The organism is Desulfosporosinus meridiei DSM 13257, assembly GCF_000231385.2.
Taxonomy (GTDB): Bacteria; Bacillota; Desulfitobacteriia; order Desulfitobacteriales; family Desulfitobacteriaceae; genus Desulfosporosinus; species Desulfosporosinus meridiei.
The window spans coordinates 915,106-929,227 of record NC_018515.1 but is presented as its reverse complement, the minus strand read 5'-3'; the positions used below and the strand labels follow the sequence as shown (position 1 = coordinate 929,227).

The 14,122-nt window shown below is 41.0% G+C and carries 8 protein-coding genes; 1 reads left to right on the top strand and 7 read right to left on the bottom strand.

The features are described from left to right. Nucleotides 1-18 precede the first annotated feature (18 nt). The 3 genes from glnA to DESMER_RS04255 all read right to left on the bottom strand — a co-directional run bounded on the left by glnA (nt 19) and on the right by DESMER_RS04255 (nt 3,398). Entirely contained in the window at nt 19-1,347 is a 1,329-nt protein-coding gene (gene glnA / locus DESMER_RS04265; RefSeq protein WP_014901834.1) for a type I glutamate--ammonia ligase, read from the bottom strand. 390 nt (nt 1,348-1,737) lie between these two features. After that, nucleotides 1,738-2,937, bottom strand: coding sequence for an A/G-specific adenine glycosylase (mutY, locus tag DESMER_RS04260; protein WP_014901833.1), 1,200 nt, complete (start codon nt 2,935-2,937; stop codon nt 1,738-1,740). 35 nt (nt 2,938-2,972) lie between these two features. Then, a complete protein-coding gene (locus DESMER_RS04255; RefSeq protein WP_014901832.1) occupies nt 2,973-3,398 on the bottom strand; it encodes an EamA family transporter in 426 nt (141 codons plus the stop codon). A gap of 194 nt (nt 3,399-3,592) precedes the next feature. On the opposite strand from DESMER_RS04255, the gene DESMER_RS04250 reads away from it, so the two are divergent. Further along, on the top strand, nt 3,593-3,964 hold the full coding sequence (locus tag DESMER_RS04250) for a hypothetical protein (RefSeq protein WP_014901831.1): 372 nt from the start codon (nt 3,593-3,595) through the stop codon (nt 3,962-3,964). 22 nt (nt 3,965-3,986) lie between these two features. On the opposite strand, the gene DESMER_RS04245 is transcribed toward DESMER_RS04250, so the two are convergent. The 4 genes from DESMER_RS04245 to gltB all read right to left on the bottom strand — a co-directional run bounded on the left by DESMER_RS04245 (nt 3,987) and on the right by gltB (nt 13,778). Continuing rightward, entirely contained in the window at nt 3,987-6,371 is a 2,385-nt protein-coding gene (locus DESMER_RS04245; RefSeq protein ID WP_014901830.1) for an ATP-dependent DNA helicase, read from the bottom strand. Between the two features lie 27 nt (nt 6,372-6,398). Next, complete coding sequence (locus DESMER_RS04240; protein WP_014901829.1) at nt 6,399-7,331, bottom strand: magnesium transporter CorA family protein; 933 nt, start codon at nt 7,329-7,331, stop codon at nt 6,399-6,401. 369 nt (nt 7,332-7,700) lie between these two features. Next, nucleotides 7,701-9,185, bottom strand: a complete 1,485-nt coding sequence (locus DESMER_RS04235; RefSeq protein ID WP_014901828.1) for a glutamate synthase subunit beta — start codon at nt 9,183-9,185, stop codon at nt 7,701-7,703. Nucleotides 9,186-9,203: 18 nt separating this feature from the next. Continuing rightward, a complete protein-coding gene (gene gltB, locus DESMER_RS04230; protein WP_014901827.1) occupies nt 9,204-13,778 on the bottom strand; it encodes a glutamate synthase large subunit in 4,575 nt (1,524 codons plus the stop codon). Nucleotides 13,779-14,122 lie beyond the last annotated feature (344 nt).

The following is a 14,122-nucleotide window of genomic DNA, read 5'->3' as shown; positions in this document are numbered from 1 at the left end:
TATGCAGGGAAACTATTTCTAATAGGCTTTTAGATATTTTTCAATTTCCCATGCATGAACTGAATTATCGTAGTCTTCCCATTCTAAGACCTTTGCGGCTAGATATTTATTAAACGCATGTGAACCCAGTGTCGATTGAATCAGAGGATCTTTCTTCATCTCTTCAAGAGCAAATAACAAATTTGAGGGTAAGCGCTCTAGCTTTAGATTTTCTTCCTGTTCAGCTGTCAGGGTGTAAATATTGACATTAACCGGATCAGGCAGGGATAAATTTCTGTTTAATCCATCAAGCCCCGCTTCCAATAGCAATGCTAAAGTAAAATATGGATTGCAGCTGGGGTCTGGACTTCTGAGTTCGAGCCTGGTTCCTTCACCCCTAGGGGCAGGAACTCTCAGTAATGGGCTCCTGTTCATATGAGACCAGGCAATATGCACTGGAGCTTCAAAACCCGGTTGTAAACGTTTATAGGAGTTAATGAGGGGATTAGCGATGGCAGTAATCCCTTTGATATGGTCTAGGAGTCCGGCGGCAAACTGCTTCGCTGAAACGGATATATCTGATTCAGTTTGACCTCCACTAAAAAGGTTAACGCCATCTTTAGTCAAAGACATATTAATATGCATTCCTGAACCATTAACACCAGGAAGTGGTTTTGGCATAAAGGTGGCATGGAGACCATTACGCTGAGCAATAATCTTAACAACCATTTTAAAAGTCATAATGCTATCTGCTGCAGTAAGGGCATCAGTGTACCTAAAATCAATTTCATGTTGTCCCGCAGCAGTTTCATGATGGGAAGTCTCAATTTCAAATCCCATTTCCTCTAAAACAATGCAAATTTCACGACGAGTGTTTTCACCCAAGTCAATGGGTGCTAAATCACAATAACTGGCTGAATCATGGGTAATCGTAGTAGGTTGACCTTCATCATCGTTATAAAACATAAAAAACTCACATTCCGGGCCAACCTGAAAAGTGTATCCCAGATCTTGGGCTTTCTTTATGGTTCTTTTAAGAATATAACGCGGATCACCCTCGAACTGAGAACCATCATGGTTCTTGATATCGCAAATTATTCTGGCAACTTTACCTTGTTGTGGCCTCCAAGGAATGATCGAAAATGTACTCGGGTCTGGAAAAAGGAACATATCTGATGATTCAATTCCAGAAAACCCGGCCACTGCTGAGCCATCAAACATGACTCCATTTTGGAAAGCGTTAGCAAGCTGTTTATCTGTGATAGCTATGTTCTTCATCCGACCATAAATATCTGTGAACTGAAGTCGAATAAATCGAACATCATTTTCTTTTACAAACTTGAGACATTCCTCTTTTGATAAATTCAATTAAGATTCTCTCCTTTCCTAAAGCCAAAGTTATGATTAATTATATCGGCTTAGACTTATTATATCCCATCTAAGTCCCTCTTGTATTCATAGGTCATTATGCAAAAATACCTAGGAAAAGATTTTAGTCCATCACCTCGTAATTCAATGTACAAAGAACAAGAAAACCTTGGCTGACGCCAAGAGTTCAGGTATCATACAAGTACCCTAATGATCTTCTTGACGGTAAAAAAGAGACACTTTTAGAAAATTGTACTTGAATCGAGTACAAAATCCTATAAAGCGCCTTTGCTTCACCATCAATATGGAGTTTATACACTTAAAGTACCATAGAGACTACCTTAGATTCAACTGTTTTTCCCCATGTATACAATATTAATCATCACTTTGTTAAAAGGTCACTAGCTCTTCGATAATGGACTGAAATGCCACAGGGAGTGGAATTAATCTTAAATCCTCTGAAGAAACCCATTTACACATATCACTTTTCCTCGTTTCCAAAGCTTCTAACTGATATTTCCCTTGTTTTTCCCTTAGAAGAGAGGATCTTGTTAGTTCAACTTCTCGGTCATCCCAGCCGACTCCATAGTTTTTATCAAGATCAATAATTAACCAGATTAGTTCCCAACGACGATGGCTGAAGGTATAGTAAACTGGACCATGAAATTCTATCCCGTGCTTAAAGTCTTCCTCCACTTGCCTTTCATACCCACTTTCAGGTATTGCCTGTCGAAAAAGATTTAAGTACGTATCTATTGAAATAGTCGAAGGACTGTTAGTAAAGTTCTGAAGATCATCTTGACTCAATTCCACACCCGGAAGTTCCCATAAATCAGCCAATAGCCCCTTTGAAGGGCGTTTTTGAAGATAGATCTTATTTCCCTTGCGCAGAATGAAGGTCAGACGAGTGACCTCCTGACGTTGGGTTTTAGGCTTTTTGACCGGAAAATGTTGAACATCTTCCTGGAAATATCCTTCACAAAATTGTGCTAGAGGACAATCTTCGCAGTGGGGTTTTGTGGGTTTACAAACCATGGCACCCAGCTCCATTAATGCTTGGTTAAAATCCCCCGGGTTTTGATCCGATTGCCATTTCAACAAGTTTTCTCTAAAGTATCGCAGACTGCGAGTCGTTTCTATTGGTTCCGGCCAAGCTAAAAGGCGCGACACTACCCTCTTAACATTTCCATCAATAGCTGCAACTCTTTGCCCAAAGGCGATGCTGGCAATAGCTCCTGCTGTATAGTCTCCGATCCCTGGAATCTTTACAAGTGTCTCGTAATCTTTGGGGACTATTCCACCAAGGTTTTGAATCAGATACCTCGCCCCTTCCCACAAGCGACGCGCTCGAGAATAGTATCCCAGTCCACTCCAAATTGCTAATACATCGTCAAGGTTAGACACTCCCAAATGTTCAACGCTAGGAAAGCGATCTAAAAATCGTTCATAATATGGAATAACCGTTTTTACTTGGGTTTGTTGCAGCATAACCTCTGATACCCAAATTGCATATGGATCCCCAGTCTTTCGCCAGGGCAAATCTCTTTTTACTGTAGCGTACCAATCCAACAATTGAGTTGATAATTTCATCTTATGTCGCTCCTATAGTTGCAGTAATAGATCCACTACTTGTTTATAAGTATTAAGCCTACTAGGCAAAATACTACTCCAATAATTTGATTAACAGCAAAACCCTCTTTATAAAACAAAATCCCTATTGGAATAAGCATAATCGCAAGAATAATATTGGCTACCAACGATCCGACACTTATATTCCACCCTACTCTATAAGCCAGCAAATAACCTAATTCGAGCCCCATTATTGCTGCGCCAAGGGCATAGCTAGTCCAATTCAAATCGCTGAAAGACTGGTAAAAGCTTTTGTCTGTCTTGTAAAACGGAAATGCAATCAGGGTTAAAACGGCTGCTGTTAGGTAAGTAACCAGTAAAGCTGAAAAAGGGTTAGCACTCTGAGGTGTAGATTTTTGGCAGACATTATAAATAACATTTGATGTTACGATTAGGAAGATAGGAAAAAAGTACATAAACATAAAAAAACCTCTATTCACTTTTCTAACCAAAATATATTAAACCATAGAAACCACCTTAAAGCCTAGTACCTTTCTTAAATCTCTTTATAAAGGTTGTGAAATTCTTGGTGTTTAGTAAGAGACATCAGAACTTAGAATAAATGTTGCCCGTCTAGTAAAGCTTAATATTATTATTAAAAAAGGGTGTGGCAACAATGGGTGAAAAAAGTATAATTGCTTATTTCAAGAGTCCTGAAGATGCTAACAGAGTCGCTGATCAGATTAAAAGCTTAGGGGTTAAAGAAGATATTCAAGTAAATCGTTTTGGTAAATATCCCTTAGGAAGCTCTGATAAATTGATAAATCCGACAAGTGGTCAAATATCTAGTCAAGCAACACTAACCCTGGGTGCAAGCGGCGATCGTGATTCGGGAATTTTGGCTTCAGCAGATGTTAGTGCCAGTGGTATGAGCGATGGCGGGGATAACCCTATAACAGGCAGAGACATCCTTTTAGCTACAATTGTTGATGAAACAGTTTTTGATCAAGCAATGCTGTTTATAAAAGATGCAGATGGTCTTGTTTAGAGGGCCATAGCTCTCTTTTTTCTTAAAGATTTTTTACTGTCCAGAAACGTTCAGCAGATGAAACAATACTATCACAGGTTCTGCAGAAAGTAATACTTTTCCATTCCTCCGGAAACAGCCTTTTGTAAGCAGTCTTTGAGAAACGTTCATCGATTAGCAACACTACCCCGCGATCTTTCTCAGTTCGAATTACTCTTCCGACTGCTTGTAATACTTTGTTCATACCAGGATACATATAAGCAAATTCAAAACCTAATTGACATGAAGCTTCGAAATACGTACGGATTACCTCTCGCTCCATACAAACTTGGGGTAACCCTACCCCTACTACAATCGCTCCCGAGAGCCTGTCCCCAATAAGGTCAATACCTTCACCAAAGATCCCTCCAAGTAAAACAAAGCCAACTAAGGTCTGCTTGGGATTTTGAGAGAACCTTTTCAAAAAAGTTTCCCGCTCTTCTTCCTCCATATCCGAAAACTGGCAAATTACCTCAACCCGTGGTTCAAGTTCCCTAAATCTTGAATAGACTTCCTTCATATAGTGATACGAAGAAAAAAAGGCAAAATAATTACCCATTCTGGTTAGTACCAATGCCTGAATCGCTTCGGCAACTTGATCGTAGGTTGAATTACGTTGTTTATACTTGGTGGAAATCCGATCATTCACAAGCAAACATAGGTTCTCTGCTGGAAAAGGAGATGCTAACTTGAGCTTATAGGAGGTTTCCTCCCCACCCAGAATATTCATAAAATAATCCATCGGACTCAATGTGGCGGAAAAGAGAACTGCAGACCTACCTCTTCCCAAGGCTTCCATAAGACGCATTGCAGGATCTAGACAAAACAATTTTATCTGAAAATCATCTCTAGTAAGATACTTATAAGTAATATAACGTTCATCATAACTATCAGCCGTTCTTGTAAAGCTAAGAGCTTGGAAATAGTGGTCTAAGAGTTGCTCTTGCCAGGAATAGGGTTGATCATTTGTCTTCAAAAAGTACTCAGCCTCTTTAATAAAATTCCTCAAAGCTTGTATTAATCCATTTGGAGACTCCTTTTGTACACTCTCTCCATTTCCCGTTGTCTCAGTACAATCTTTTTTTTCATTAACCAGGGCTGAGTTAACTTTGGTCAGACTTTTTGTCAGCCGTTTGTTATCATCTTTGGTCTTTCTTTTTAAGCTCAGCCAAGATTCTTTTCCCAACTCAGCTGAGAACATATCCCTTGCTCTATCCACCAAGTTATGGGCTTCATCTATCAGAAAGGTGTACTCGCCCCCTTCTAGAAATAAATGTTTCAAATAAACCCGAGGATCAAAGACATAGTTATAATCACAGATAACCACATCCGCCCAATTTGCCAATTCCAAAGAAAATTCAAAGGGACAGATTGAATGTCTTCGTGCATGATTTTCAACAGTTTGCCTCGTCCAAGCATCTTCATTGAACATTTCATCGACCGCCACTCTTAAACGATCGTAATATCCTCGCGCAAACCGACAATCTTCAGGCAAACATGACTCTTCTGGCAGAAAGCAAATCTTACTTTTCGCAGTTAGGGTCAAACGTTTAACCTTTAGACCTTGGGTATCTAAATCCAGCAAAGCTTTTTCAGCAACGGTTCGAGTAATGGTTTTTGCGGTAAGATAAAAAATCTGCTTTGTATGCCCTTCAGCCACAGCTTTTAAGGCTGGAAATAATGTGCCGATTGTCTTTCCAATACCTGTAGGAGCTTGGACAAATAGTTTTTGAGTTTGTTTAATTGTTTGATAAACAGCTACAGCTAATTCTCGCTGGCCCGGCCTATAAGTTCCGAAAGGAAATTGGATTGTTCGAATGCTTTCGTCTCTTTTTACAATCCACTCTTGCAGTCGATATGCCCAAACCAAGTACTCTTCAACTAGATTAATGAAGAATTCATTGAGTTCTATGAGAGTAAACTTCCGCGAAAACCTTTTAATTTGATTCGTATCCAGCTGAACGTAGGTAAGCTGTGTCTCCATTTCCTCTAAACCCTCTTGGCTCGCATACATGAATGCATAACACTGGGCTTGAGCCCAGTACAAATCGTTAAAAGATTCATCAATTAAATCTAAGTCCAAGGACGTAGTTTTGATTTCATCAATACATGAAGTTGTTTCCTTAATAATTATTCCGTCAGCACGACCATTAACCTCTAAGGTGAGGCTTTCACAGATATTACTTTTATAACTTGATGGATGTTCGAGATTAGGATACGAGTAGCTAAGAGACACTTCCGGTACATAGTCGGATCCGCCGATTTTCTGGATATACTGATGAGCTTTGATTCCCTCCAAGGCCCTGGAAGCACCTATAGAACCCGGTTGAAGATCCCCACGCCTTAGTACAAACTCAACTAAATTTCGCACCGAAATCTTGACTATCACTGCAGATTAAATTCCTCTCTTTATTCTTTAAAACATTTTTCTTTTAGCAAGAAAAACAACCCCACCACAGCAGAGAACAACGGACATGCCAACGATTATCAGAAAGCCATGTTCTGACGTCTGTAAGGGTATATTTACGTTCATACCAAAAAAACTTGCCAGCATAGTAGGCAGCGCTAAAATTATAGTAATGGACGCTAAGAACTTCATTACCATGTTCAAGTTATTGGAAATAATCGAGGCAAAAGCATCCATCATACTACTTGAAATGTTACTATAGGTTTCTGCCATCTCAACTGCCTGTTTATTCTCAATAATAACGTCTTCCAATAAATCCTGATCCTCTTCATAGATTTTTAGAACCTTTGTTCTCAGAAGCTTCTGCATAACTTTATCGTTCGATTTTAAGGATGTTGTAAAATATAAAAGACTTTTTTGAAGATTAAGCAACCTGATTAACTCTTGATTTTTCATGGATTTGTGGAGGGTGAGCTCAATCTCGTCGGTCTTCTTTTCAATCTCTCTAAGAAATGACAAATATAATGTGGCACTTTTATAGAGAATTTGAAAGAGAAATCTGGTCTTCTTATAGGTTTCCAGGCCGCGTACTTTTCCGCATTCGAAATCTTTAAGTACATCGACTTCTTGTAAACACACCGTTACAAAATGATCCTTTGTCAATATAATCCCTAAAGGAATTGTATCATAAATCACGGTGGCATCCTGTCTAATCGGAACGTTAATTATCACAAAAATTTGATCATTCTCCGCTTCAATCCTAGGTCGCTCTTCATCATCTAAGGCGTCTCTAATAGAAAACTCATTTTCTAATTTTAATGCTTTTGTTATTAAAGCAATTTCTTCTTCTGATGGATTTATCATATTTACCCAGGAACCCTTAACCTCTGGTTTGTCAGTTTTTACAATAGTATTGTTGATTGTATTATATACCGCTATCATTTTGAGCCCCCCCACTTCTAAATCATCAAACCAGAATAGCTCCTATAGATCTCTTCAATCAGACACTTTAAATTTCCACAATATACGTTAACATAAACTAGCTTACTATACAATTTTACCACTAGTTTTTACATCTAAGTAATAATTAGTCGAATATGTAGAGAAGATTCGTAAACCGCAGAAATCTCACCTTTGAAGTCAAATTTCTTTAGGTATGATATTCTAATAGTGAATAAGAGGTTAAAGAATACTGGTCGTCAAGAATAGAAATTGGAATTACTCAAAGTATTAACACATTGGTCATACAGAGGGCCCGCAACAAAAATTCCTTGTTGCGGGCCCTCTACCAATCATCATCATTCTGCAAACTTACTTTATAACACTCTTACCCATGAGGTATTTATCAACTTCCCGGGCAGAAAGTTTCCCTTCTTGAAGAGCCCAGACAATGAGACTCTGTCCCCTTCTCATATCCCCAGCGGTAAATACCTTATCTAAGTTGGTCTTAAAAACCTCGTATTCAGCTTTTACATTGCTTTGAGGGTCTCTGTCAAGCTTGAGCTCATTAGCAATCGTATCTTCCGGACCCAGAAATCCCATGGCCAAGAGAACCAGATCTGCTTTCCAAATCTTTTCGGTTCCGGGTACCTCCTGAGGCACCATTCTTCCCGAGGGACTCTTGACCCAATTGATTTCTACTGTGTGTACTTCACTGACCTCACCATTCTCGTTTCCGACAATCTTTTTAGTAGAAATAAGATAGTTTCTGGGATCTTTTCCATACAGGCTAATAGCTTCTTCCTGGCCATAATCCACATTGAGTTTCTTCGGCCATTCCGGCCATGGATTAGACTCTTCTTTTCTCTCGGCGGGTGGTTCAGGCATGATCTCAAACTGGTAGACGCTCTCACAGCCATGCCGTATCGAAGTGGCTACGCAGTCTGTTCCTGTGTCCCCTCCCCCGATAATAATAACATTCTTGCCTTTAGCACTAATGAAATTGCCATCTTGCAGCTTTGAATCCAATAGGCTCTTGGTATTAGCCTTTAGAAAATCTACAGCAAAGTGAACACCTTTGAGATCTTTCCCTTCAACGTTAAGCCCTCGTGCTTTGGTTGCCCCTGCGCACAACACTACTGCATCATACTGATCAACCAGCTCCTGAGCACTGATGTCTTTACCCACTTCAGTATTTAGAACGAATTGAATTCCAGATTCCTTCAGTAACGCAAACCGTCTTTCAACAATTTGTTTCTCAAGCTTCATGTTGGGAATCCCGTACATCATTAAACCACCGACTCTGTCGCTTCTCTCATAGACAGTTACGTCATGCCCTACGGCATTTAAATAATAAGCGGCGGATAGTCCTGCCGGACCGGAACCGACAATTGCTATTCTCTTTCCTGTGGCCTTACCCTTTCGGGGCTTTACCCACCCTTCAGCAAAGGCTCTCTCAATGATCTCATACTCCAGACTGTTGATGGTAACTGGCTCCATGATATAGCCTTCAGTACAGGCACCTTCACAGGGTGCAGGGCAAACTCTGGACGTAAATTCCGGGAAAGGGCTGGTTCTGGTCAGCCTTTTATAAGCATCTTCCCACTGACCCTTAAAGATCAGTTCATTCCACTCCGGAATTAAATTGTGCAGAGGACAGCCCGAGGCCATGCCATTTAACAGCACACCGCCGTGACAGAAAGGTACTCCACAGTTCATACATCGTGCACCCTGAGTTTTTATAACATCAGGATCCCGTGAAATTCTTATCTCATTCCAGTCTTTGATTCTTTCCTCCGGGGATCGTTTTTTCGGTTTAACTCTCTTATACTCTAAGAATCCAGTCGCTTTTCCCATTTCAGTCCCACCTCACACTTAAGTCCTGGAAACATCTTTAAAATTCTCTTTAAAGGCAACCAGTAAGGCCTCTTCACCTTCTAAGCCGGCCTTATGAGCTTTATCAATGTTTTCAAGCATACGTTTGTAATCCTTTGGAATGACCTTAGTGAATCTTAGTGAATAGCTTTTCCAGCTCTCCAGAACCTTCTTGCCCAGAGGACTGCCGGTATTCTCGACATGCTTTTGGATCATTTCCCGAATTTCATTCATTTCTTCTTCAGACTCAATTTTCTCCAGCAAAACCAGTGATTTGTTGCAATATGCTTCGTCAAAGTCAAGCAGGTAGGCTGTTCCACCAGACATTCCGGCTGCAAAGTTCCTTCCTGTTTTGCCCAGAATAACCACTTTGCCCCCCGTCATATATTCACAGCCATGATCGCCTACGCCTTCGACAACTGCTTTTACCCCACTGTTTCTTACACAGAATCTTTCTCCTGCTATCCCATTGATATAAGCTTCCCCTGAAGTTGCCCCGTAGAAAGCAACATTTCCGATTAGGATATTCTTCTCAGGTTCAAAGTTGGAGGTTTTCGGAGGATAAACTGAAATTTTTGCCCCTGAAAGACCTTTTCCTAAATAGTCGTTAGAATCTCCTTCCAGTTCGAGGGACAACCCTTTCGGAGTAAATGCTCCAAAGCTTTGTCCGGCTGACCCCACAAAGGTAAGCTTAATTGTATCTTCAGGAAGTCCTGCTTCCGCGTATCTCTTAGAAATTTCGCTTCCGATGACTGTGCCGACAACTCGGTCCACATTATTGATCTTGAGTTTGGCCCGAATTGGTGTTTGATTTTCGAGTGCAGGTTTACAAATTCTCAGAAGTTTTTTGATATCCATGGTTTGTTCCAGCATATGGTTCTGGGGCTGGGTATTGAATCGACTGATATCTGCGCCGGCATATGGTTGATAAAGAATCTGGGATAGGTCTAAGTGTTTAGCCTTCCAGTGCTTTACATTCTCTTTTGCTTTTAGTTTATCCGAGCGTCCAACCATCTCATTGATGGTTTTAAAGCCCAGCTTAGCCATAAGCTCACGCATTTCCTGCGCAATAAATTTCATAAAGTTTTCAACATGCTCTGGCTTCCCTGTGAAGTTTTTCCTCAGAGTCTCATCTTGAGTGGCTATTCCTACTGGGCATGTGTTAAGATTACAAACTCTCATCATCACACATCCCAGAGCAATCAGCGGTGTTGTTGCAAATCCGTACTCTTCAGCCCCAAGCATGGCCGCAATAACTACGTCTCGGCCTGAAAGCAATTTGCCATCAGTTTCCACAACTACTCTGTCTCTCAACTTGTTTAGAACCAAGGTCTGATGAGTCTCGGCAAGTCCCAGTTCCCATGGAAGTCCTGAGTTCTTGATACTTGTTCTTGGTGAGGCTCCAGTTCCTCCATCATATCCACTGATAAGAATGACGTCTGCTTTTCCTTTTGCTACTCCTGCAGCGATGGTTCCTACTCCAACTTCGGAAACCAGTTTAACGTTAATCCGTGCATCCCTGTTGGCGTTTTTTAGATCATATATTAGCTCTGCCAAATCTTCAATGGAATAAATATCATGATGGGGCGGAGGTGAAATAAGGTCTACACCTGGGGTTGAATGCCTTACCTTAGCTATGCTTGGGTAAATCTTTCGTCCCGGGAGCTGGCCACCCTCACCTGGCTTGGCACCCTGGGCCATCTTAATTTGAATCTCCTGGGCATTTACCAAGTAGTTGCTGGTAACGCCAAATCGCCCGGAAGCAACTTGCTTAATCGCACTGTTTTTTGTATCTCCGTTGGCCATTACTTTAAAGCGTTCGCAGTCTTCTCCGCCTTCACCGGAGTTACTTTTACCACCAAGCCTGTTCATGGCAATAGCCAGACACTCATGGGCCTCCTTGCTGATAGATCCATAGGACATAGCTCCGGTCTTAAATCGCTTGACAATCGAATCAACCGACTCTACTTCCTCAATGGGAATGATGTCATCGGGATTAACCTTAAAATCCAGGATATTTCTTAAGGTGTAGAGTTCGTCATCATTAACCTTTTTAGAATACTCTCTATAGAGGTGGTAGTTTCCTTCCCTACATGCCCTTTGCAGCATATAGATAGTTTCAGGATTATAGAGATGGATTTCCCCATCATCCTTACATTGGAAGTGTCCGCCTACTTCAAGAGAATCAGTGTAGAGTGAATTCTCATCGAATGCGCTTTCGTGCCGCATTTGATTTTCTTGGGCAATTTCTTCAAGTCCTATACCCTCTAGTCTGGAGGGGGTAAAAGTGAAGTACTTATCAATAAGCTCCTTTTTAAGCCCTACCGCCTCAAAGATTTGGGCACCATGATAACTTCTCATCGTGGAAATCCCCATTTTTGTGAGTACCTTAAGAACCCCTTTTACCCCAGCTTTTATATAATTCTTTTTAGCCTCTGCATAACTAAGCCCGTTTAATACGTCTTTTTCAGCCAGGTCTTGAATTGTTTCATAGGCCAAATACGGGTTGATTGCAGTGACCCCATAACCAATTAAAGTACAGAAATGGTGGACTTCTCTCGGCTCCCCAGATTCTAAGACGATTCCTAAATTGGTTCTAATTTCTCGTCTAATAAGATGGTGATGAAGTCCTGAGGATGCCAGAAGCGCAGGAATTGCTGCAAGTTCTTCATTGACGCCCCGGTCTGAGAGAATAATAATATTTGCACCTGCACTGATAGCCTTGTCGGCTTCTGCGAAAACTCTATCTAAAGCCTTTTCCATAGAGCTTACCCCTTCCGAGGCCTTATAAAGTATGGAAAGGGTGGCAGCTTTGAGCCTGCCATTGTTTAGCTGCTTAATGGTTTCGAGTTGTTCATTAGTTAGTATGGGGTAATCAAGGGACAGACTGGCTGAGTTTCTTTGATCAGGATCAAGAAGGTTTCCCGTATCACCCAGCAACATGCTGCTTGATGTAACTATTTCTTCTCTTATTCCGTCAATAGGAGGATTAGTAACTTGAGCAAAGAGCTGTTTAAAGTACAGATACAACATCTGGGGTTTCTCGGATAATACAGCTAATGGTGAATCCATACCCATCGCGCCAATAGGATCAACCCCTTGGGTCGCCATAGGCTGAATAGTCATAGTAATATCCTCAAAGGTATAACCAAAAGCCTTCTGTTGCTGAATTAGGTCTTCGCTCACCTTCTCTTCCTTTGCTTTCTCAACAGGCAGATCGCTGAGTTTGACGATATGGCGGTTGTTCCATTCTTCATAAGGATGCATTATCGATACACTTTGCTTTAACTCTTCATCTGAGATGATTCTTTGCGCTTGAGTATCAATAAGCAGCATTTTGCCAGGTTCCAGCCTGCCCTTATATTTTACATTTTCAGGTTTTATATCAATTACCCCGACCTCTGAGGCCAAGACAACTTTGTCATCTTTTGTAACGTAATACCGAGAAGGTCTGAGTCCATTTCTGTCTAATACTCCACCGATGACCACACCGTCAGTAAATCCCATGGCAGCAGGACCATCCCAAGGCTCCATTAGAAAGTCATGGAATTGATAAAAGTCCTTCTTTTCTTTAGACATTTGCTCATTCTTTTCCCAGGGTTCAGGAATCATCATCATTACGGAGTGCGGCAGCGACCTGCCAGTTAGGTGAAGAAATTCTAAACTGTTGTCGAACATGGCGGAGTCACTGCCTGACTCGTCCACAATAGGATAGACTTTTGAGAGATCGTCAAATAGTGGGGAAGCGATACACTTTTGTCTAGCTTTCATCCAGTTTACATTGCCTCGAATGGTATTAATCTCACCATTATGAACAATATATCTGTTGGGATGAGCCCTCTCCCAGCTTGGGAAGGTGTTTGTGCTGAACCTTGAATGAACCATTGCTAAAGCCGATACGAAATCAAGATCGGAAAGATCAAGATAAAAGTTTCTTAGTTGCTCAGCTGTGAGCATGCCCTTATAGACAATTGTTTTGCAGGAAAGGCTGGCAACATAGAATGTTCCCCCCTTATCTTCACACATGGGGACGATGACTTGTTCGGCCCTTTTTCTGATAATATACAGCTTTCTTTCAAAGTCCATCTCATCAGTAATGCTAGGATCTTTTTCGATAAAAACCTGAATAAATCTGGGCATTACCGCTTTTGCACCTTCGCCGATGGTTGATTTATCGATGGGAACTTCTCTCCAGCCGAGGATCTTCTGGCCTTCTTCCTGAACGATTCTTTCAAAGGTCTCCATCTGTGTTTTTCTGAAATCATCATACTTATGTGCAAAAATCATCCCTACGCCGTAGCTGCCTTTTTCCGGCATTTTAAAGCCCAAAACTTCACATTCTCTTTGGAAGAAATCGTGAGGTATTTGAATTAGTATTCCGGCTCCATCACCGGTGTTTTCATCCGCCCCGCTTGCCCCTCTGTGGCTTAAGTTTTCCAATACAGTTAAGGCCTCATCTATAATGCCATGAGACTTTTCGCCCTTGATATTCACAACGAATCCCATTCCACATGCATCATGTTCTAATGCTGGATCGTAAAGCCCTTGTTTCATTGGCAAACCATAACTTTGCATATTACTCACCCTTCGTTGCGAATTTAAATATATAAAGCAAAAAAGCGACTCTAAAAGAATGTACCTCAACCCCGAAGTACAATTATCTCTTTGAGCGCCTTTGCTCTACATTATTCATCTTTGTGTGTTTGTTTAAACTTAACATAAGTGCCCTTACGATTCAACCGTTTATAACATGGATTGACCATAAAATCGGTAAAGAATCCTGTATACTTTACGAATCGATTGTATAGGTTCCCTTTTTCATGTCTTAACTATTCAAATAGATTATTGCCAACAAATTATAGCGTGAATTTCTTATAGCCTAGCCTGGATAAAATCCCTGCTAGGTTATTTTGCTTTGC

Bases quoted from the DNA above. Each gene is read 5' to 3' on its own strand.
- mutY (WP_014901833.1), bottom strand. From the start codon at position 2,937: ATGAAATTATCAACTCAATTGTTGGATTGGTACGCTACAGTAAAAAGA.
- DESMER_RS04255 (WP_014901832.1), bottom strand. From the start codon at position 3,398: ATGTTTATGTACTTTTTTCCTATCTTCCTAATCGTAACATCAAATGTT.
- DESMER_RS04250 (WP_014901831.1), top strand. From the start codon at position 3,593: ATGGGTGAAAAAAGTATAATTGCTTATTTCAAGAGTCCTGAAGATGCT.
- DESMER_RS04240 (WP_014901829.1), bottom strand. From the start codon at position 7,331: ATGATAGCGGTATATAATACAATCAACAATACTATTGTAAAAACTGAC.
- DESMER_RS04235 (WP_014901828.1), bottom strand. From the start codon at position 9,185: ATGGGAAAAGCGACTGGATTCTTAGAGTATAAGAGAGTTAAACCGAAA.
- gltB (WP_014901827.1), bottom strand. From the start codon at position 13,778: ATGCAAAGTTATGGTTTGCCAATGAAACAAGGGCTTTACGATCCAGCA.